Source organism: Pedobacter sp. (assembly GCF_041662865.1).
In the GTDB taxonomy this organism is placed as follows: Bacteria; Bacteroidota; Bacteroidia; order Sphingobacteriales; family Sphingobacteriaceae; genus Pedobacter.
The window spans coordinates 24,656-46,840 of sequence record NZ_JBAZRL010000006.1 but is presented as its reverse complement, the minus strand read 5'-3'; the positions used below and the strand labels follow the sequence as shown (position 1 = coordinate 46,840).

At 37.5% G+C, this 22,185-nt stretch carries 22 protein-coding genes; 1 reads left to right on the top strand and 21 read right to left on the bottom strand.

Features of this window, described 5'->3' with window-relative positions; genetic code table 11:
* Positions 1-158: 158 nt before the first annotated feature.
* The 11 genes from traK to WC622_RS03560 all read right to left on the bottom strand — a co-directional run bounded on the left by traK (position 159) and on the right by WC622_RS03560 (position 8,995).
* Positions 159-773, bottom strand: coding sequence for a conjugative transposon protein TraK (traK, locus tag WC622_RS03610; protein WP_372817376.1), 615 nt, complete (start codon positions 771-773; stop codon positions 159-161).
* Between the two features lie 19 nt (positions 774-792).
* A complete protein-coding gene (traJ, locus tag WC622_RS03605) occupies positions 793-1,995 on the bottom strand; it encodes a conjugative transposon protein TraJ (RefSeq protein ID WP_372817374.1) in 1,203 nt (400 codons plus the stop codon).
* Between the two features lie 5 nt (positions 1,996-2,000).
* Positions 2,001-2,639, bottom strand: a complete 639-nt coding sequence (locus tag WC622_RS03600) for a TerB family tellurite resistance protein (RefSeq protein WP_372817372.1) — start codon at positions 2,637-2,639, stop codon at positions 2,001-2,003.
* Positions 2,626-3,270: a hypothetical protein gene (locus WC622_RS03595; protein ID WP_372817370.1), complete on the bottom strand. Its 645-nt coding sequence runs from the start codon at positions 3,268-3,270 to the stop codon at positions 2,626-2,628. Before WC622_RS03595 ends, WC622_RS03600 begins: the two co-directional genes overlap by 14 nt.
* The gene (locus WC622_RS03590; protein ID WP_372817368.1) at positions 3,257-3,955 is read right to left on the bottom strand and encodes a conjugal transfer protein TraI; all 699 of its coding nucleotides are present in this window, start codon (positions 3,953-3,955) and stop codon (positions 3,257-3,259) included. Before WC622_RS03590 ends, WC622_RS03595 begins: the two co-directional genes overlap by 14 nt.
* A 15-nt stretch (positions 3,956-3,970) precedes the next feature.
* Complete coding sequence (locus WC622_RS03585) at positions 3,971-4,339, bottom strand: hypothetical protein (RefSeq protein ID WP_372817366.1); 369 nt, start codon at positions 4,337-4,339, stop codon at positions 3,971-3,973.
* 3 nt (positions 4,340-4,342) lie between these two features.
* Entirely contained in the window at positions 4,343-6,808 is a 2,466-nt protein-coding gene (locus WC622_RS03580) for a TraG family conjugative transposon ATPase (RefSeq protein WP_372817365.1), read from the bottom strand.
* 2 nt (positions 6,809-6,810) lie between these two features.
* Positions 6,811-7,131, bottom strand: a complete 321-nt coding sequence (locus WC622_RS03575; RefSeq protein ID WP_372817363.1) for a DUF4133 domain-containing protein — start codon at positions 7,129-7,131, stop codon at positions 6,811-6,813.
* A gap of 2 nt (positions 7,132-7,133) precedes the next feature.
* Positions 7,134-7,451, bottom strand: a complete 318-nt coding sequence (locus tag WC622_RS03570; RefSeq protein WP_372817361.1) for a DUF4134 domain-containing protein — start codon at positions 7,449-7,451, stop codon at positions 7,134-7,136.
* A 22-nt stretch (positions 7,452-7,473) separates the two neighbouring features.
* On the bottom strand, positions 7,474-7,995 hold the full coding sequence (locus WC622_RS03565; RefSeq protein ID WP_372817359.1) for a hypothetical protein: 522 nt from the start codon (positions 7,993-7,995) through the stop codon (positions 7,474-7,476).
* 103 nt (positions 7,996-8,098) lie between these two features.
* The gene (locus WC622_RS03560) at positions 8,099-8,995 is read right to left on the bottom strand and encodes an RteC domain-containing protein (RefSeq protein WP_372817357.1); all 897 of its coding nucleotides are present in this window, start codon (positions 8,993-8,995) and stop codon (positions 8,099-8,101) included.
* Between the two features lie 240 nt (positions 8,996-9,235).
* On the opposite strand from WC622_RS03560, the gene WC622_RS03555 reads away from it, so the two are divergent.
* A complete protein-coding gene (locus tag WC622_RS03555) occupies positions 9,236-9,481 on the top strand; it encodes a helix-turn-helix domain-containing protein (protein WP_372817356.1) in 246 nt (81 codons plus the stop codon).
* On the opposite strand, the gene WC622_RS03550 is transcribed toward WC622_RS03555, so the two are convergent.
* From WC622_RS03550 to mobC, 10 genes are all read right to left on the bottom strand, one after another.
* A complete protein-coding gene (locus tag WC622_RS03550) occupies positions 9,478-10,308 on the bottom strand; it encodes a response regulator transcription factor (protein ID WP_372817354.1) in 831 nt (276 codons plus the stop codon). The two genes, WC622_RS03555 and WC622_RS03550, sit on opposite strands and share 4 nt — an antisense overlap.
* A 135-nt stretch (positions 10,309-10,443) precedes the next feature.
* The gene (locus tag WC622_RS03545; protein WP_372817352.1) at positions 10,444-11,016 is read right to left on the bottom strand and encodes a GNAT family N-acetyltransferase; all 573 of its coding nucleotides are present in this window, start codon (positions 11,014-11,016) and stop codon (positions 10,444-10,446) included.
* Positions 11,017-11,098: 82 nt separating this feature from the next.
* Positions 11,099-11,440, bottom strand: a complete 342-nt coding sequence (locus tag WC622_RS03540) for a hypothetical protein (protein ID WP_372817350.1) — start codon at positions 11,438-11,440, stop codon at positions 11,099-11,101.
* Positions 11,441-11,887, bottom strand: coding sequence for a sugar transporter (locus WC622_RS03535; RefSeq protein WP_372817348.1), 447 nt, complete (start codon positions 11,885-11,887; stop codon positions 11,441-11,443). It lies immediately after the preceding gene.
* Between the two features lie 3 nt (positions 11,888-11,890).
* Entirely contained in the window at positions 11,891-13,198 is a 1,308-nt protein-coding gene (locus WC622_RS03530) for a TlpA family protein disulfide reductase (RefSeq protein WP_372817346.1), read from the bottom strand.
* Between the two features lie 52 nt (positions 13,199-13,250).
* Positions 13,251-14,630, bottom strand: coding sequence for a RagB/SusD family nutrient uptake outer membrane protein (locus WC622_RS03525; protein ID WP_372817344.1), 1,380 nt, complete (start codon positions 14,628-14,630; stop codon positions 13,251-13,253).
* Positions 14,631-14,641: 11 nt separating this feature from the next.
* Positions 14,642-17,932 (bottom strand): SusC/RagA family TonB-linked outer membrane protein, encoded by a 3,291-nt coding sequence (locus tag WC622_RS03520; protein ID WP_372817342.1) that lies wholly within the window; start codon positions 17,930-17,932, stop codon positions 14,642-14,644.
* Between the two features lie 219 nt (positions 17,933-18,151).
* Positions 18,152-19,339 carry a FecR family protein gene (locus WC622_RS03515; RefSeq protein ID WP_372817340.1) on the bottom strand — a complete coding sequence of 396 codons (1,188 nt, stop codon included), beginning with the start codon at positions 19,337-19,339 and terminating at the stop codon, positions 18,152-18,154.
* Between the two features lie 116 nt (positions 19,340-19,455).
* The gene (locus WC622_RS03510; RefSeq protein WP_372817338.1) at positions 19,456-20,049 is read right to left on the bottom strand and encodes an RNA polymerase sigma factor; all 594 of its coding nucleotides are present in this window, start codon (positions 20,047-20,049) and stop codon (positions 19,456-19,458) included.
* A 96-nt stretch (positions 20,050-20,145) separates the two neighbouring features.
* On the bottom strand, positions 20,146-22,179 hold the full coding sequence (mobC, locus tag WC622_RS03505) for a conjugal transfer protein MobC (RefSeq protein ID WP_372817336.1): 2,034 nt from the start codon (positions 22,177-22,179) through the stop codon (positions 20,146-20,148).
* Between the last annotated feature and the right edge of the window lie 6 nt (positions 22,180-22,185).

The window sequence follows — 22,185 nt, the reverse complement described above, 5'->3', positions numbered from 1 at the left end:
ACAGTACAAAAACCAAAGATTTTTTCGGTAAACAGCTGATTTTATGGTTTAGGAAATCTGCCAACTGCCGTTGTCTTCTGGTAATATTTCCTGCGATTTTCTCGGCAACGGCATCACTGGATATGGTTGCCTGTTTTCGTTTGAAAAGCTTCATTATATTAGGGGTTAAGAGGTTCGTCCTTATTTTCCAAGGTTTCCCATCGCTGAATCAAAAAGCCGTGGGGATTGTTATCACTCCGACTAACATTCCTAACGTACCCTTGTGTAACCAACTTTCTTTTAGTAGTCGATGTTGACCTTATCAACAACTGTGTTGCGTAACATTTGAAATAAAAAGGATATTGGTTAATATCAAGTGAAGTACTGTCGATCGTAATTTCTTGTGAAATATTGGCAGAAATAAGGTTATTGTAATAGCCCTGTTCACGGAGGTTATCGTATGCCTTTTTTGCGCTTTCATCTGCCAAGTTCAGTGAATTGGAAACATTGGCCTGTATTACCTTATCATCAGGGTCTAACGTAAAGAATAGGTGGTGAAAGGTTTTGATATGATCTCTTAGCTCTACCGGAAGATTGTCTTTCCGTTCTGTACTAAATGCCTCGATTGCCTTTCCATTGGCGAGGATATACACCTTTGCCTGAACGGCTTTAACCATATCAAAGCTTTTATAGATCGCAAAGCAGGTGATAAGCAGACACGCCAATATCAGAAAGATGCTGAACCTTTTGATGTGGCTGAAAGCGGTATCGATATTTTTGAATTGTGTAAACATAATAATGGGTTTTAAAGGTCTATTTACCAGAAAGTTTATCGTGCTGATGGTTTGAGGCATCTTTCAACGGGAAATAATCCGAATAACTTGCCGAAGCATATCCTTGGCTCATGTTGCGGTTACCATCGCCCAACATATCTACTGCCATTCCCGCACCTGCCGAACCTGCCCGCATTCCTGCACTACTGGTATTGCTGATAATGGAATTTACCTTTTGGAGAATGGCGTTTCCACCACCTGCATGTACCACATAGTTCGCGACATTTGGAACGGAAAAATAGCCGACAATCCCAATAATGAGGAAAATTAAATATGCAACATCGGTACTGGAGAAGAAGGTATCGCCCTGTGCGTCAATCTGTGAAATATCAAGGCGTAACATATTCTCCTGTATTTTTCCAAGGATGCTACCGAAGATATTTGCGATTGGTAGCCATAGAAAAATGTTAACATACCGAGCCAGCCAAACCGTTAGTGTATTCTGGAAACCATCGAACACTGCAAAGCCGAAAACCAATGGCCCTAATATGGCAAGCACGATGAGAAAGAAAGTCCTAATGGTATTGATACACAGGCTTGCCGCAGCATACAGCACTTCCAATATTTCACTCATCCATTGTTTTATAGAGTTCCTAAAGTTGTAGGACTGCTTTTCCATAAAAAACTTGATATCATTTCCGATTCCCTCAAACATCCCTTCATCTTCCCGACCGGGGTCTTTTGGATGCGTATATTTGTACCACTTATCAGCATTGCCACGACCGTCTTCGCCAACATACATTTCATAATATTTACTCTTTTTGATGGCCTGTTCTTTGCGTTTCAACAGCACTTCTATCGCTTTGTTGGAATCCTTTACCATTGAGCCAGTTGCAGAAACGGTCGGTTGCAGGATGCCGTTCATAACCGCTATCACAATCGGGAACATCAGTATCGCCATACCAAGGGCGAAAGGTCGGAGCAACGGGTAGAAATCTATAGGTTCGGCGGAAGCCATTTGGCGCCAGACACGACTGGCAATATACCAGAGCGCACCGAAACCCGCTATGCCTCGGGCAACGCCAATCAGCCGACTGCAAAGTGGGAGCATATCATCGTACACCCTGTCTAGCACGGGTTGCATTCCAGTGAGCGTTTCCGCCATTCCCTGTGCGCTGGCAAATTGGGGCAAAGCAGTGGCTGATACCACAATTAATGCGGTTAAAAAAAATGTTGTTTTCATAGGTTCTAGTTTATCCCAAACAATCCTTGGGTAGTTTTCAGATTTGCCTTTTCCCGTTGTCTTTGAAGATTGAGAATACTGGCTTCCTTGTTGAAGCTTCGAAGGAACATCAGCTTGTTTTCGGTATCAGCAAAAATTCGGTCTATGGCCTGCAACCTTTCATCGTCGCTCATTCGGAGTTTTGATGAAGTGATAACCGTTGCGAGCTCATCCAAATTATCCATGCTCTGGTCGAACAACTGTTTATAGACCTTGCCCAGATAATCGATTTCCCCACCGCTAAAATTTGAAGACGATTTGAAACGACTGAATGCAGATTTGTATTCTGTAATGATGTTCTTTTGATAACTGATAATATCGGCAACCCGCCTATATTTTTTGACCTCTGGATTGACGAGCATCAGCCCATCCAAGAAAATTTCGTGGAGTGAGAAGTTACCCTGTGCGATGTTCTTTACAGAATTGTAGCCATTGGTAATGACGGTATAGCCACGCTTCATGTCCGAAAGGATATTCTTCAGTTGGCTCAGTTTTTCAACGTTCAATAGAAGCTGCTCGGTTTCCTGCGTTTGGGCAAAGCCACGACCTATACCAAGAACAAATGCCAATATGCAAAATGCAATTTTATACTTAATTGATTTCATAAAGTTGTTTTAACTGATAAATGGACTGTTGTTCTTTAGTTCGCTGGTGGCTTATGATATTGATCTGGTTGCAAAAGCCTTGTACAAAGGCGGACTTGTCTAGCATGTTGAGATAGATTTTCTCCAAACGTTGTAGCCGTTCATCATCCTTCATTTCAACCTTACCGGAAGTAATGACCAATAATAGCTCATCCATACCATTGTCGCATTCATCCATTATTTTGGCTCTCACTTCGTCAACGTAGGCTACAATATTCACACTTACGACGTCTCCATAACGGATGTTCCTAAAGGCTTTGCTGATTTCCAGTTGAAGAACAATGATATCGACCACTTTAGTGTTGTTTCTGATTACAGGGCTTACGGTTTTTAGCGAACTGATAAATGAATTGTGCAGGTTGAATTCACCTTTTGCAAAGTCCTTTACCGTACTTAAACCCGTGCTTGCGATATCATATCCTTTCTTTAGATAGCCCGCATAGACTTTTAATGCAACCAATTGCTCTACCAAATACTTCTTTTGGGTTTTCTTTTGCCTAAAGAACTCGGCATAGGTCTGCGCCTGTAAACTAACCGTGCACAACATTAGTGCAATGGCGAATAGAAGGGCTCTAAATTTAATGTACACCATAAATCTCCTTTAGTTTTACTGTTTCGTCCAACGATTTTGACCGTTGGATGCTCAATCCTATATTCTGCCCGTTATACTGTTTGAGGTCATTATAGTTTTCGTCCATTTTATTAGCGGCCTCATTGATGATTTCAAGTCTTTTTGCATCGGACATCTGGGTCTTAAAGGAACCTGCGACTAAAAGGATCATATCAAGGTTCTTGATACTTTCATCCAAAATTCCCTTATATACTTTTTCCATTTGGCCCAGTTCTTCTGGCTTAAAATGTTTGTCCTTGTTAAAAAGACCCCAAGCCCATTTGTATTCATCAACAATGGCAACCTGTTTCGTGGTGAGGTCTTTGATCCGCTTGTAATAGGCTATGGCAGATTTTATTTTCCATAGTTCTTCGTAGTAGTTGCTATAGAGACTTTTCTGCTTCTCTGTCCAATCTGCAATCTCTGTTAGTTTCAGTTTTGACAACTGGTTTTCCAAAACCTTTTGTGCATTCTGTAGCCATATGGTTTCGTTCTGCAACCGCTGAACCTTTAGATCGACTGCCTTGATTACTTTTTTTACACCTGCCTTGATGACTTCCAGCACTGCTATTTGAGCATTTGCTCCTTTGGGCAATGCAACAAACAATGTCATGGCGCTCATCGGCAAGATGACCATGTACTTTTTCATATTCTTTATAAATTTCATGGTGATAGATTTTTGTTAATTGATTTTTTGATACATCCTTTTTCCAACCATCAGCTTTGCCGAATCGGGATAAAAAGTGATGAGTTTTCCCTTTTTGGTCTCTGTCAAAGTCTTGGTGGCTTCATCGTAAACCGCATTCCAATTCTCGGTTTCATACTCACGCTTACCGATTTTTCTATTAGAAATAAGATTGAATCCCGTCTTACGGTGGAGATAGAAATTATTGCTTTCCGAGGGTTCGATAACAAGCGTATCATTTGCTCTGCTGAACTCACTATCAGCGTTGTTGATGTAAGTGCCGGGAATAAACGGACGTACATTGTCCGATTTGCAGGCAGTAACGATTGCTACTAGAATTGCACATAAAATGATTAGGTTTTTCATGATTTAAAGATTTTGGTTTCTGATTTCGTTGGCTAATACAGCAATGCCCTTTTGGATGCTACCATATTTCTCGGCATACTGCTGGACTTTTACCTTTTCGCTTTCCTCGGTCGTATAGGCAAGGTATTCCTCTACCGAAACTTCTGTGCGGTAAACCTTGCTGTATTGGCCACCAAGTGAAATAAATACTTCTTTGTACCTGCGCTTTGGATCGTTTGCCTTGTTCATAGAAAGTATCTGTGCCTTTTCCTTTTCGGTCAATCCTAACAGTTCTTGTATGCTATCGAACTTGTTTTGGTATTTGCTCTGGTCGAGCAATATCTTGCAGTCCGAGTTATTGATGATGGCCTGTTTAACGATGGGCGAAGAAATGATATCTTCAACTTCTTGGGTTACCACTACAGCCTCGCCAAAGAACTTTCTAACCGTCTTGAATAGGTATTTGATGTATTCCGCCATGCCTTCCTTTGCTATCGCCTTCCAACATTCTTCGATCAAAATCATCTTACGGATGCCCTTCAGCTTGCGCATCTTGGAAATGAACACCTCCATAATGATGAGCGTTACCGCCGGAAAAAGTATCGGATGGTCTTTTATCGCATCGAGTTCGAAGACAATAAAAGGTTCGTTCAACAGATCTAGGTTCTCGGTCGCATTCAGTAGGTAATCAAATTCCCCACCCCTATAATAGGGATTGAGCACATACAGGAAATTGCCAATATCAAAGTCCTTTTCCTTTACCTTGCCGTCTTCCAGTACCTGCATATATTCCGATAACAGGAATTCATAAAAAGTATTGAAACAGGGAAATATGTCGTGATTTTTCTCCAGATGTTCGAAGTATAGCGTGAGCGCATTGGATAGCGCAACATATTCAGAACGCCTAAAGGTTTCATCATCCTTTTTCCATAATGCAAGCAATAAAGTTTTGATGCTTTCCTTTTTTTCGGTATCCAGAATATCTCCATCGGTAAGGTAGAAGGGATTGAACTTTATCGGGTCTTTTTCGGAATAGGTAAAATAATAACCACCTACCAATTCACATAATCCCTTATAACTATGGCCAACATCTACCAAAACAACATGCGTACCCTGTTCATAATAGCTTCTTACCATGTGGTTGGTATAGAAGGATTTTCCGCTACCACTTGGCCCCAATATGAACTTGTTACGATTGGTAGTAAAACCAAGTTTAATGGGTTCATCCGAAATATCAACGTGTACAGGCCGACCAGAGAGCCTATCGCCCATACGAATACCAAATGCACTTACACTAGAACGGTAATTGCTTTCAAGGTTGAAAAAGCAGGTCGCCTGTTCAACAAACGTATCGAAAGTGTCGTTCATCGGAAAATCAGCCTGATTGCCTGGCAGACCTGCAAACCATATTTGGGCCTGTCCATCGGTTTCCTGTTTTGCAGTAGCATCCATCTGTGCCATTGCAGAAGAAACTAGATTTTTTAAGTCGGCTGATTTTACTTTATCATCCGACCATACCAGAACATTAAAGTGTGCTTTTATCGGCAATCGCTGTGAGGCTATTGCTTCATTTAGAAAATCATTTACCGCATCACGACTGATGGCATTTTCCCTAGAATAACCAGATAATGATTGAAGCCTTAGCTTTTTAGCTTCCAATCTTTTGATTGTTTTCTGCGAATCCTCGATGAAGATATACTGGTTGAAAATATGATTGCAGTTGAGGAGCGTACCCAATGGACTTGCAAATCCAACACTGAATTTGGTGCGGTCGGTGCTGTATTTATCATAGTTGATACAACTACCACATAGCGATGGCAGATCCTCGGTATCAGAAAGTGTGTAGAGTTCCAACTTTTTATCGCCAATCCTGATTTCATCTTTGATATGAATATCGCTGATGATGGGCTGAGAACTTGAGTCCTGTAAAAAGCAATAGCGTTCGATAATACCTGCTTTATTAGCTGTTCCCGAAAGTTCATCATCATTCAAACGTGAAAGTGAAACAACACCGCTGTCTTTCATGATACGCTCAAACTGGCCTGCACAATCCAAAAAATCTTTCAAGAGAACTGGGCTGATTGTTTGAACTGGAACAATGGACTTTCGAAGGATATTGCTGTAGACCGAACTTGAAAGTTTCCTGTCTTTTGGCTTTTTGGTCAGAAAGATGTAGCACCTGTGGTTTAGGCATTCACGTTCATTAAAGAACTTTTCACTGCTCCGAGAAAGAAAACTGTTACCGGACTTTTCAAAGTCTGCCTTATGGTTTCCCTCAACGAACCAATCCTGTTTATGGAAAATGGAATGCTGTGGCAATACCTTGATTGCCTTTACCCAAGTCTGGTGATAGGCTTCGTAATCCCGATCAGATAGCGTAAATATTTCTGGTAATTTTACTTCATAGGCAATAGTAATATCGCCTTGCACTGAAAGGATACAATTGTTTTCTACCTTATAGATGGGCAGTATTTTTTTTGCCTCTACCATAATTATTTTGATTTAAGTTTTAGGAATAATTGTCTGGAGCGGAATTTTATATGTGTAGGCAGTTGACGTTTTGCTATGAACTTGCTTAATCCGTGTTCGCCGAAGCGATGGCTTAATCTGAAAGTGAACATAAATAATGCTGTTCCCAAACCAATGATAAGAGGCAAGATTATAAACAGGTTTACCCTTGAAATGTAAAGCACTGCAAATGCAATCAATAGAAAAACAAGACCTATTGCCAAATAGGCGATATATTGTGCTTTAAGCCCTTTGAACATTATTGGTTTCGCCACCCCCTTATTGATCTGATAGATGCTTGCCATAACTATATCCCGAAAAATGATTTAAGGACTGTGGCAACTACTACCAAAAATATACAGCTACCAAACCATGCGGCAGCAACCTTATTAGTATCAGGTTCTCCAGCATTCCATTTCGAATACACCTTAACGGCACCGATGATGCCGATTACTGCACCAATAGCATACATCAGGTCGCAACCAGTATCGAAGTAGCCTTTTACCTTGTTTGTGGCTTCCTGTATCCCAGAATTTCCATCTTGGGAATACGCTACAATACTGGACAACAAAAGGCAGAAAAGGAAATGAAAGCGTTTGATATTTGTCTTGAAAATGGTTTTCATAAAATTGATTTTTGATTAATAATTAGTCCCAAAGATTCTCCAGTTCATCTGCTGAAAGATGGAAAGGAGCATGTTCGCTGATAAATTGGTTGATTCGGGTAATGTTTGGATTGGAACCAATCTTTGGGAATTTCTCCCTTACCATTTCCATCAGGTTGAAGAAGTCCTTTTTACTGCCATCTTCTTTTTCGATGATGCCAAAGATTTCTTTAATTTCCTGAAGAACATCAGGTACAAGGCCCACCTGCGTTTCCCTTTCATCTTCAGTTTGGACAAATCCAAAACTCCCAATTGCTACCGAAGCCACCCCTTCTGGAAGCTTGGCTTTCCCGATCAGTTCATCTTCCTGTAGATTTCCATTCTCCAAGACTTCTACACCAGTTTCCCATCTATGGGGCAATGGTTCAGATTTGCTGTTTTCAGTTCTTCCCAAAAAACTTAGAAACTCTGTTCGATAGTAAAACAAGATTACACCTGCATACCAGATCAGGCTTAGCACCATAGAGGCAATTAAAAACTGTTGCCACGTGAATTGTTGTAACATATGATTTTGCTTTTCTCCCGATGCCACATTGCACCGGGAATTTCAAAGGCAAAGTTTCAAAGACATCAAATTTTTATATCGCCACAATTACGGTAGGTACGTGTTATTTATTTCCCCGATCCTCAATTAGTTTAATGCCACGGTTAGGTTTGAACCTATTATCTTCATCAATCCGTTGCAGGATAAAGTCTTTCATCTTATCCAGAAACTTCGTTGGACTATCCCTTTTTCGGTTTTTGATATCGATAAAGTTTTTATAGGATCGGCTGAGGTCGATTTGCAGATGATGTTCCATCCACTTGATGATATCGGCTACTGTTGCATTTCCACTATTAAGCTGGCCTGTATAGAACAGCCCATAGATTACCTCGACTAGGTTGGTCTTATCCCCAGTCCATTTTAACCTAATTGCAATATCTTCATTAGGAAAATTGGGTAGTTCTGGCTTTTGGGAAAGTTTCCTCATTTCGCCAAGAATATACCCCTGTAAGTTTTCATAGGCCATAAACTTGGCAAAGAGATAGTCCATATTTGTACTAAAAGACTGGTCGACTTCTGGCATTTCGATAATTTGCTGGTGCGGAATTTCCACTCCACGGACGAAGTAAAAATTATCCATTTCTGTAGCGTCGAGTTTATAATATTGGTAATGGAATTCGTTCTGGCGTAGGAAACGGTTCAAAAAACTTAACTGCTTTCCGTAGTAGCGGAATATATTCTTACCATCGGGGAATGGTTTAGCTGTTTCAATGGAATTAAGTTCCACATGGTAAATGAGCCATTGATAGAATTTTGGTTTAACCTCCTTAAAAAAGTAGATTTCTTCTGTTTTATCCAAAGGATCTTTTACAACAAATTCTTTTAGCAATTTGAGATACTCACGAACGACCATAATGCTTGCGGTCATTTTCTTAAGATTGGACTTTTCGCAAGAACTTGCGGATTCCATTTCTTGGACGAACCTGTTATACAGTTCATCTACATTCAGCTTTTTAAGCATATACATAGGTTTTGTAAAACCCTGCCTTGCCTGTTCACTGGCAACAATTCTTACTGGGCAGGATATGAGTAGACTTTTACCATACGCTAGTTTTAATTTGTTTACTTCGCAAATGTGGCAGGTGCAGGCAAAAAATCATTACACAAATCCTAGTATTACACTACATATTTTATAGGATATTTATATGTTTGAAGTATGTTCATACGTCAATAAAATCAAGAAATTAAGGCAGTTTCGGGCATGGATTGGAAGGCCGAAACCAAGATCAGATTTGCAAATCACTTGATGTCTTTACTTAAGGCATACGAAAACGCAAACCCCAATGAGAAAAACTCGTTAAGGGCATTTGCTACACGCTCGGGATTGGAATCCAGCCATGTTCAGCGCATAATGAAAGGAAAGGTAGACGTTGCGATGACCACTATTTTTTCTTTGGCAGAAGGATTGAAAATCAAGCCAAAAGAACTTTTAGATTTCGATAATTAGGGTGTATCCAGTTTACGCATCAAATTCAGCCTGCTTTTAACATCGGCTTTGCTATGGATATTTTGTATGTGCCTTGAAACGGTGGTCGGTGCAATAAACAATTTATCGGCAATTTCTTGATAAGAAAGGCCTTGCCGTATCAACCGAATAATCTCGATTTCACGAAAGGTAAAGTTGTAGGCCAGTAAATTCTGTTCGAAAAATTCTAGAGAGGGTGAGGATGGCTGAGCCTTAAATTTGGCCAGTCTCATTTTAGTCCTACGGATAGATCTTGTAATGAAAATACCAGTGATTAAAACAAATCCAATATTGGCGCACAGAACTTCTATCCATTGTTCAACATGATAGTAGGCAAAAACGCTCATAAAAACCCAGGGCAAAACGGCACAATAAACCGCCATTGCTTCCAATTTTGAAACGCTATGCCCATCTGTTTCCTGTTCCTTAAATCGAGCCTTAATCGCATTCAGCATCGCCCATGCTATCACAATGGAATAGAAAAAAGGAATAATCATCCCATAATGGATAGCCTTCTCTAGATTCCGAGTAATCGCATAAAAAACAATAAAGAATGCGATGTAGGGAAGCAACAGGAATAAAGGGACACCATAAAAGGCATGAAATCGAAGCTTGCTCAAGTTAAAACCCCTGTAAAAGAAATAAGGAAAATAAGATGCCATCAAAAATCCGCTTCCATAGGCAAGGATGTTCTGTATGGTAATAGATATGCCAATCTTGGGATCTGGAAACAAGCCACCGCAAATATTATAAAAAATCAAAAACACAATCAATATTAGATACCAAAATCTAGACTTGTCTTCGGGCATTACTATATAGTGACCAATTTGATAGAGTAACATGAAAAATTCGAGAATCAAAAAAACGAAAGTCACTAGGTGCATTTCAGAACCAAATACTAGCATAGGTAGATAGATTGTAGTAGGGTAGATAATTTGAAAAAGCTAGAGAGAGCGTTTTAAAAAGTACAGTGTATAATCAAGAATTAATTCATCATACACCTCAAATCCAAACTTCTTATACCAAGGCAGGTTTTCAATTGTTGATGTTTCCAAATAAATAGGCCGATTATCCTGCATTGTATTAATGATAATTTCCTCCATTAATTTTTTACCCAATCCAAATTTCTGGTACTTTGGATCAACTCCTATAAACCACAAATAAGCCATCCTAAGTTTTGGCTGTGCGGCATTTATCTTTTTCTTTCTTGTGAGAGCTTTTCGCGCATTTTGTATTCCGACAGAGGTTAACAATAATTTTAAGTCAAGCCAAAAAAATTTTAACGTTCTTTTTTTCTGTTCGGGATATAAGATTAAGGCACACGCTTTCCCGTCATCTGATAACACGACTTTTCCACAAATGGAACATACCTCAAAAGAGTAAGCCATTAATTTGTAAATGCTATATGTTTTCAACTCATTTTGAGGAATAATATAATTTACACTTTTATTATTTATAAAACTTTTTGTCAATATTTCAACAACTAATTGCTTATCATTCGAAGTGGCTATTTTCATATAACAATATTATTTACCAAAAATAACGGAGGCTACTATCCAGCACACCTCCGTCTATTAACTATGTAACCTAAATTTTTCTTCAATCATCCGATTTTCGAGTAAGTTTCACTTCAATTGCTCCAGCCGCTAAAAGTTTTTCTCTAAAAAACAGAGCTTTCAATTTATCCTCTTGTTTAAATAAAAAAAAATATTTTTGAGGTTGCATATTGTCATTTGATTCTACAATGTTTAAATCATTATCATTTACCTTTTCAAGACTGTAGCCTTTATCTATAAATATTTCCAACTCCCAAACAATGTCTGATGTAACTATTTTTTGCTGTATGATGGCATTACAGGAACATGTAATGACACAAATAATCTGGCATAACAATATTAAGCTCCTCCTAGAAAAGCTGATAATAGAGTGATCAATTCTCATCTAATTAAGCGGAATGGAGAATTCTATTTTAGTTGGCATTAAACATTGTTCTCCATCACAGGCCATAAATTCAATTGTTCCAACTAATTTATCTTTTTGATTTTTTTTCACCCTTATTACCTGTACAAAGTCAATCGAACCCTTTAAATATTTAACATTAATATTAAATGCTTTTTCAAATTTCGAATTTATAACACCTATCTCTTTTACTTTACCAACAGGTATTAAATTAGCATTACTGTGAATTGTAAACTTTGTTGGCAACCCTCCACCTTTAGGGCTAAATTGACTGTAAATGTACCATGGAGGAGTAATATTCGGCCTGAAATGTATTTCGTATATAGAATCTGACTTCTTTATAGCATTAAACTTCCATAACACTAGCTCTTGCGCTTGAGCAAAACCACCTAATAGTAATAAAAATAGGGTTAATCTTAATTGCTTCATAGTTTAATGATTTGAGATGGGTTTATCTTTAATAATAAGCATATCAATAAATTCCCTTTCTTGCGAAATTTTTAGACCATACTCTTTAAGTTGAATATTCAATAATTTCAAATCTGTTGGAAGAGAAATTTTGGCATCAAAAACACCTTTGTATTCTGTTCTATCGACTACAGGAATTGAACTATTGACTTGAGAATTTAGAAAGTACAATAGGCTAGAAATTTTAGCATGCTCAAACGTGTAAGATTTTCCGTCCTCGCTTTTACCCGCAAAGAACTTGTTGCCTTTGGCACTTATCTTATGAACATTTGTATCAAGCGTAATTACATATACTTCTTTTTCTCTTTTTTCAATTTTTGCCGAATATGGGAAGTATCGTTCAAGATCATTTTGCATAAATTTTTCAGCAGCTTTAACTGTCATTGGGGGTATTAATGCTTCATAACCAAAAGCATATTTCTTAAGCCATTCATCGTTTCCTATCAGTCCGCTTCTTGATGCTTCAGAACGAAAAGGTTCTGGGTCTTTAACATCAATTTGAACTCGATTATCATTAGAAAGTTCACTAGACACAACCAATCCTGTACAGGAAAGTTTAAACAATGACAATAAAGGCATGTTTTTAATATTAATAAATGTAAGAAGTCTAACACCGTCAATTGTTTCCCCCCGAAACCTGAAGGCATCTAAGCCAGGTGCATATCTAGAAATAGCTGAATAGTATTTATTGTATTTAGAAAGTGTGCCAGTACTTTCCTCCCAAAATGGTTTCGTGTTATCGTAATCTGGATATGACTTTTTTTCGCTGAAATTTAATGGCTTGCCATCCAAAAAATCTTGGATGGTGGACTTTTGGGTATTATTTCCACTGGTTATGTATTTAATTTTCCCCATACCATCAATCCAAACCACATGTGGGACGGTAATATGAGGAAAAAGTTTATGTAGTATTTCATCCTCAACTATCATAGATATATTAAGGGGCATACTTCGCTCATATCTTTTTGAAAAAATGCGTTCGACATCCGCTTTCTTATCTTTTGTTACAGTAATTATTTGCACCAGATCTCCAAATAATTTTTGCAGAGAGTCTAGCCTAGGCATTTCTGATATGCATCCCGAGCAATACTGGCTCCAAAAATCAAGGATTATTAATTTTTTGGGTGGGTTATCAATCGATATTCCACTTGGATTACCGATTACATTTTTTAGGTGGATTTTAGGAATGGTGTCTCCAATATTGATTTTAACATCCTGAGCAAAAGCAGACTGAAATCCAAGAAAAAATAAAACGAAAAATTGTTTTTTCATTTGATACGGTTATAAATTCATAAAGAAATAATTTATGGTTTTGCCTTGCCTATCAATAACCTGGGTTTTGGCTGAGGTATCGATTTAAATTAATCTGCGAATTTGGTATTGGCCATAACATATCTGTATCCTGCCAGGTTGACCCCTTTAGAGCACTTAATATTGCACTTGCCCGACCAGTTCTTTTTAGGTCAAACCATCGGTGACCCCATTCACTAAAAAATTCAATCTGTCTCTCATGCTCTATTGCAAGAAGTAAAGAAACTTTATCAGAGGCGCTTGTGTTTGGTAACCCTGCTCTATTTCGAATAATGTTTAAATCTGCTTGTGCTCCGCTAATATCATTTTGCTGTGCTCTTGCTTCCGACCTGATAAGATATTGTTCGGCCAGTCTCAGATAAACATAGTTTTCTGTGATAGTGGCATTTGACCGAATTTTGTATTTGAACGGATAAAATATAGTTTGTCCTGCAAAAACTCTTGATTGAATCCAGTTTGTTTTTCTTAGGTCTCCAGACTCAAAAGAATTTAAAAGAGTATTACTCAATAAAAAGGTTGGAGTTGCGGACGCAGATGCAGGTATTATTGTACTTCCTTCAAATGTATTTATATTAGATGACCCCGCTTGAAGTTGAAATATTGTTTCACTGCTACCATTTAGGAAAACGCTATTTAGATTAGATTGGAGTGAATACATACCAGAAGAGATAACTGATGATGACTGTGTGATAGCATTAGCCCATTCTTGTCGATATAAGTATGTCCTAGCTAGCAACGCTCCTGCTGCGGATTTATTTGGGCGAATTTTGCCGTTAGAAATATTTGATACATTGAGAAGGCTTTGAGCGTCTATTAAATCAGAGATTATTTGATTATATACACTTACTTTCGCGCTCCTTGGCATCAATGAGTTCAATTCATAATCCGTTGTTGTAATTAAGGGTACATCTCCGAACAGATTGACAAGATAAAAATAGCAATAGGCCCTTATAAATTTAGCTTCTCCTGTCAAATTCTGTTTAACCGTTGGAGTCAATGATACAGAGTTGGCTAAACCTTCAATACATGCATTTGCCGCATAAATGTACTTATATGCGGGACTCCAAAAAACAGTTGAGATTAGACCATGTGTAGTAGGACTAATTTCATTTTTTAAAAACTCCTGTTTAGTATCATTGGTATAATAATATAGTTCATCCGCGGACAGTCCAGAATAAAATGTTGTATTGCCAGACGAAAACAAATTACCAGTGCTGATCATCTGTATATAAATACCAGTTATTGCCTTTGTAGCCGTTCCGTCGTCCTCAAAAACTTTAGAGCTCATTATCTGGGTTGGAGTAGGAGGAATATCCACAAATTTTTTGCAAGAGTATAGAGGCTGTAAAAAAACAACAACCAGTGTGATGCGTAATATGTTAAAGCTTTTCATTCTTGGTTTTTTTAAAAGTTAATATTAATTCCCGCAGTTATAACCCTCAAAGGAGGGAGTACTTGAAGATTTTGATTTTCAGGGTCAGCACCAACATAATTGGTAATCGTAAACAGGTTTTGGCTTTGTAGAAAGAGTTTGCAGGACTCTATTTTCATTTTCCCTAATAACCTCTCAGGAAATATGTAAGACAGCGATAAGTTCTTCAACCTTATAAATGAGGCATCTGTCAATGCTGCACCTGAATTTTGCATTCTTGATGCAGCATCAGCTGCGGGAGTTCCATACGCCTGGGTATATTTTTGATACGTAGACTCATCCCCAGGTTTTTGCCATCGGTCAAGTGCAGCTACTGGTTGGTTTGTAAAACTCCCAGGAAAACTAGAATATCCGAAAATAGCATGTCTCCCTACTTGCTCCCTAAACTCAACTAAAAAACTCAGTTCCATATTTTTGAACTGAACGGTATTGGTCAGTCCCCCAAAAAATTTAGGGTCTGTAGTTCCTTGATAAGAGTAGTCCAGTGTATTTAAAATTCCATCCTTATTTTTATCATCAAATTGGTAAATACCCGTTTGACGATCAATACCTAAATAAGTATAGCCCAATGAAATGTTAACTGGCTTCCCAATGATATATGTACTTGCGTAATTTGAATTTTCAAGCGCTGAAAATTCGAGAAGCTTATTCCTTTGTACGGTAAGGTTAAATGAGGATTTCCAAGAAAAATTTTTCCCTTTTAAATTAACTGTCGTAAGCAACATCTCAATCCCTTTATTTTGAATAATTGCAGGAATATTTCGGATGATATTTGTAAAACCAGTTTGATCAGGTAAACTGTAAGAAATGAGTTGATTGGTACTACGGTGTCTGAACAGATCTACAGTAACCAAAATTCGGTCTTTAAAAAAGCCTAAATCTGCACCAACATCAAGTTTTTTAATTTGTTCCCAGCTATAATTTTCATTAAAAAGGCGAGTAGGACGAATTCCCTTAATCCCTTGGTAGGAGTTTGTGGTATTTATCCAAGTATCTAGATACTTGTAATCTCCTATTCTGTCATTTCCTGTAGTACCGAAACTTGCCTTGAATTTTCCAAAACTCAGAGCAGGAAAATTATCTTTTATCAGTCTTTCTTTTGAGAAAACCCATGCTATTCCGACTGCTCCAAATTTTGCAAGTCGATTTGAAGTGCCAAATCTTGAAGAAGCATCTTGTCTTGCTACAATGTTAAGTATATATTTATCATCCCAGTTATAATTTAGCCTGCCATATAATGATGAAAACTTATATAAACTGTAGTCATTTTCAACGGTAGAGGTTGCTGCCCCTGCTATAGAGGCTATTTGGATGTCATTTGTATATCCTGATCCATAAACATATGTACCATCATCCTTCTTTTGCTGCAATGTGCCACCAATAAGAACTTGAAAAGTACCTTTGGAGAATAAATGGGTATTATAGTCCACTTGTGGCTCTATATTCCAAATGTTTGAAGTTGCCTTATTAAATTCCGCCGAGCCTTTTGGGTCGTAAGCTGGATCTTGTGATGAGATCGGTCTTGAACTATATTGATTGTATTCAACCATATTATAATTAAAGTTGGATTTAATGGAGATTTTGGGTAAAATTTTATAATTTAGAATTGCATTTGCTATTAATCTTTTCGAAGTCGCGTTATACTGTTCAAGTAGAACTGAAAAGGGATTGCCATACGAATAGCCTGCATCACTCCATTGAAGTTTACCATTTGAATCATAAGGGGCATACATATTGGGTGGTAGGCTTGACTGAGCTGTTAAATCCTGACTTGATAAATTATTATCATCGATTGTGTAACTCGAAGATAATATAGCAGAGAATTTCTCATCATTGGACATATTAGATACATTTAGGCTTACCGATCCTCTTTTGTTTTTATTGTTGCCAGGAAGAACGGAACCCTCGCTGTAATATCCTGTACTAAGGGAATAATTTGTGAATTTTGTCCCCCCTGAAATTCTTGCTTGCAAATTTGTGAAGTCGGAAGTATTAGTTAAAATCAATTTTTTCCAATCAGTATATCTGTTATTATCCCATAAAGCTAAATCTGGTGCATCCGATGAGCTTGGGACAACTCCGTCATTCTTAAAAGCTTCATTTCTCATTTCGATATATTGCTTTGTATCCATAAAATCCATCGTCCTAGTCGGAGTCCCTAGCCCTTTAGAAAAATTGGTATTAATTGACATTTTCCCTGCCTTAGCTTTTTTAGTAGTGATTAACAATACCCCGTTGGCTCCACGACTACCATAAATAGCTGTAGCATCAGCATCTTTAAGTACCTCGATGCTTTCTATATCTGATGGATTTATTGTATTAAAGGGACTGTTTGCATTTAATCCAGTTCCTGCCCTGGCAAGATTTTCTGAAGAAAATGGAACTCCATCGATGATAATCAATGGATCATTACCTTGTTGAATGGAATTTTGTCCTCTAATTTGAATAGCGAGGGTGGAGCCAGGTAGCCCATTTTTTTGTGTTATCAATAGACCTGGCACTCTTCCTTGAAGTGCGCTTATAGGATTAGAAACTGGTTGCTTATCTATTTCTTCACCTGTAACTTTTGTAACACTTCCTGTATTTAATTTCTGAGAAGTTGTGTAGTATCCCTTGTTTATTGTAACTTCCTCAAGTTGTGAAATACCTATTTTTAGCGCAGTCACAAGGTTCAAATTTGCCCTAACCTCTTTAGTTATATATCCAGTGTAACTAATTGTAAGTGTCGCATCTTCACTAATGTTCTTTAATAAGTAATTTCCATTTAAATCAGTAAATGCAGAAATATTAGTGTTTTTAACTTTTACTGTTGCACCGACCAATGGTGAACCATTTTCGTCAGTTACCTTTCCAGATACATCCATTGCCTTAAAAGCATCTACTATTCTGTCAAAAATGGATTTTTCTTTTGCTATAATGATTACCATCTTGTTTTCAATTGAATATCCTAGGGATTGGTCAGCCAGGCATTTTTCGAGTACTATTTCCAAAGGCTCATTGTTAGCTATGATGTTTACAGATTTTTTAGTATCCAATAAATCCTTATTATACAGAAAATCATATCCTGTTTGGTTGTGAATTTCTCTAAAAATTTTTTCTAAAGATGTTTTCTTTTGATTTAATGTGACACGCTGGGCAAGACTTGAGGCACTTACCTGCATCAGGGTAGCTATTAATATAACGGTGGTTAATCGCATAATCAGCCATATTTTAACGATATGCTCGTTAAGCATACCAATTTTGTTAGTATAAATTTTATACATTTGCTTAGTTTGGTTTAAGCAGTATGCCTTTTAGCTTCGAATCTTGAGGCACCTGCGGTAAAACAGTTGATTTAATTATTAACGATGCCAAACATCGACCATTTCCCGATCACCATCGGGATTTGGTTTTTTAAAGCCTTAGCTTTCCTGTCGTAAAAATTTCTTCACATAATTTAGTTTAGGTTTAACAGTCTGTTGATTGTATTAATTAGGTTTTGGTTATTTGCTAACATGGACTTTCCTACCTTCAATCCTAAAATGGACTTCACCAGTTTTTTCCATTAATTTAAGTATCTCGGAAATATTTCTCGACCTTGAAGAGAATCCACCTAGCCTCAATTTGTCAGGCGCATCACCTTCATAGAAAACTTCGACATTATACCATCTGGCAATCTTTCTCATGTTGGTTCTGAAATCATCATTCTTAAAAAGAAATTCATTATTTTTCCACGCAACAATCTCTTCAGTATCAACTGTCCTGATGTTGATCCGATCGCCGTTCATAACAGCCTGTTCGTTAGGCTTTAATATTTCCTTCTGTAAACTGGTACTCAGCATTACGCTGCCTTCTAGTAAAGTTGTTTTAATCGTCGGCTCATCGCTATACGCATTGATATTGAAATGGGTACCCAATACCTCGACATTTTGTCCTTTGCTGTTAACTATGAAAGGATGATCTTTATCCTTAGCAACCTCAAAATACCCTTCCCCAGTTAAAGAAACCTGTCTTTTATTTGATTTCAAAAAGCTTGTTGGATATTTTAATGAGGATTCCGCATTTAAAAACACGAGGGTTCCATCAGGCAAACGCACCTGTGTTTGTTCCCCCCGTGTAGTTGACAAGGTGTTGTACGCTATTTCACCTAAATTGTCGTTTGTAATTTCATATATGATCTGTCCGTCCGCAGTCTTTGAAATTTTCACACCAGACTGTGTTGCGATATTTCCAGCTAAAGCATCTTTGATCAGAATTTTTTGCCCATTTGCTAATGTCAATGTTGCTCCGTTTTTACCTGGGGCAATATCGTTCTGGTATGCCAGCTGATTTTGGTTATCATTAGCATATTTACTGCCATAGAAATATAGCCCAAGACTAGCGATTACTAAAATAGAGGCAGCAACTGCAATTCTTGACCAGATCCTTTTACGGTTAGGCAACTGAATAATTGTTGGCTCACTGTTAATTGTATTTAGGATACGTTTGTTTAATGATGAGGCTTGGGATGCATCTAGATTTTTAATGTCTATATCTGATTGCATTATTTTTATTGCATCACTTGATAAGGCGGCTTCCCATTCTTCTTGGTACTTTCCCTCTTCGATGATTAGCAAAACCTGTTCAAGCTCCTGCGCATCGCATTGCCTGTCCATGTATTTCTGAAATAGGTTGATGATTTCTTGTTCCACTGTATTCTGCTTTTATAACTAATACAAATGGTAGCAACAAAGCATCCAGTCTAAACTGAAAAAAGTTAAATTAATTTTAAGAAGAGGTTAAGTTTTTAAGAATTTAGGTTAAAACATTACTTGATTAATGCGATACAAGCCAATAACACAGATACCGCATTTTTTACCTTAATATATTCCCTCATTAACGTCAACGCCCTATTCATGTGTTTGTTTACAGTGCTTTCAGTTATCCCCAACTCTTCTGCTGCTTGCTTATAGGTAAGCCCTTGGATTTTACACCGAACAAATACTTCCTTACATTGACCGCTTAAAGAATTAATTGCTTCAGATATCAGGGAGTTACTCTCATTGTAATCTAGTTGAAGTTCTGTGGTATTTTCTTCATCCTTTGAGTACTTGCGAATCTCAGACATGATGGATGTTTCATGTTGGGCTCTTTTAAGCATATTCAAAAGATTTCTTTTTGCAATCGTAAAAAGATAGGGTTTGAAGGGTTTAGTCGAATCGATTTCTAGGCGATTTTCCCAAATCTTAATAAACGTATCGTGAACAATATCTTCAGCCAAGAATGGAGACTGGGCTGTCCTTTGGATAAAGTATTTGAGCTTTTTTACATGGGTATAATATAAGGCACTCAAAGCTTGCTGATCATCTTGCTTCAGAAGTTCTATAAGTTCGCTTTCCGTATATTCATTGTATTTGCCCATGTGTTCGAATAACGAATTTACGGAAAAAAAACAGCATTATTGATTCACATGCATTTATTGCCAATCGATTTAATCTATACATTTTATCGTTTGAACCTATAATGATACACTTAGCCCTTGTCCTGAATCTTCGTCATTCTTTTCATTTTTATCTCCAACTTTAGCAGAGTCGACTTTAGGTTTTCTATCTTCAATTTTCTTGAGCCCAATTTCAAAAATATTTTCAATATCTGCCTTGATCCTAAGATAATTCTCTTGGATATCAGTTTCGGTAACCTTCTTTATTACTGGAATGGCTTTATAATTTTGTTCTTCTATAGCAATAGCTTTATGGTCATTCTGTATCTCGCTATGAAATACTTTAAGCTTAATCTTGCAATCTGGATTATCGGCAACAATACCAACAAACTCGCCCGATGAAAGGGAAGAAATTTTAGAAGCAGGAATAGCATATTCAAGCTGTGTGGACTTGGAAATAGAGGTATCGGAACTATTAATACTCAAACTTGTTCTATCTTGCATAATCTTGCCAAAGGTTTCCGAGAGTTTTTTTGCCGTGCTTCCTGTAACCTGCCCGCTGATGATATTGCCAACAATGCCAGAAATCACATCAGCCTGGTCTGCGCCATAATCTTTTTTTAACTGACTAAAATCTTGGACTGCTAACGTGGTCGCAACCTTGTTACTCCTTGCTGTAGCAATCAAGCTGTCCATATTATTAAAATAAATGGTTGGAAATTCATCGAATACCAGACTACTTTTTAATTGGTCTTTTCTGTTCACCAATTTTATCATCCTTGAAATGTAAAGCGAAAGCACTGCACCATAAGTTTGAATTTTCTGCGGATTATTTCCAACACAAACAATCTTTGGTTCGAGTGGGTTGTTTACATCAAGCGTAAAATCATTTCCGCTTAATACATAATAAAGCTGCGGAGATGATAACCTAGCCAGTCCAATTTTGGCACTGGCTATCTGTCCCTCCAACTGTTCCTTTGCCTTGTTCTGGAATGCCGATACAAAGGGATTAATCAATACCTTAATTTCTTCTTCTTGTTGCAATACAGCAAATAGTGGGTCATAATCGGCCTGCATCAGTTCAATCACATGTGGTAGGGTACAATATTTACCATTTTCGTACCTGCGCAAAAACCAGATAATTCCCGTCAGAAAATTGATGGGACTTTCCACAAAGAAATCACCCTGTTTTTTTATCCAGTCACGGTTTAATCCGAGCATAATGGTACGGCTGGCCTCTGTAGCATCGGTTATATCTTCCATACCAGCTGGGTCTAATGGATTGCACCGATGTGTTCGGTTCAAATCGTCGAAGTTAATCACATAAAAAGAAGGTCTAACCTTATAATTCTTTTGGTAGTTCAGTAGCTTATTATAAGCTATCTTACTCAAATCATCATATTTGAAATCATAGAGGAACATTGAAAAACCTTTTTTGATATGCTGATCGATAATATGTCTGATGACAAAATAAGATTTACCTGCCCCTGGTGTTCCCGCTACAAGCATTCCCCTAAACGGATTTATGAAATTTATCCAACTATCACGAACCTTATCCTTTAATCTATATTTGGCTGGCAGGTTGATTGAATATTCATTTTCTAACAACCGTTCTTCTTGGGGAAAGGTTTCATTATCGTCATTAAAAATATCCTTGTTCAAATTCTCTTTGATTAATCTTGATAACAAAACTCCACCTGTAAGAATAAGTATGTAGCCAATTGAGGTTATAGCTATATATGTTATAGCAACTAAAGTGGAGGTGGCTTGAATGTAAAAACAAAGCGCACTAATAAAATATAAGACCAACCCAGATACCAGATAGGTGACTATTGATCTGACGTTTATTTTTTCATCCTTTTTACCTTTTGCCCCAATGAGCGAAATAACAAGACACAGCAAGGTTGCCAGCTTTGGCAATAACAAGTTGTTAAATAGTCCAGTTCTTGAAATATTGGCAATAATTTTGTCGGTAATTTCCACTGTAAAACCCCATTGCTTAAATGCCAAATAACAGCATATGTAAAAATGGATGCTCAATATAAATAAGCTGATTAGTCGTGTAAAATCAATTATCTTTCTTAGTCCCTGTATATCTTCTCCTGTATTCATAATAAT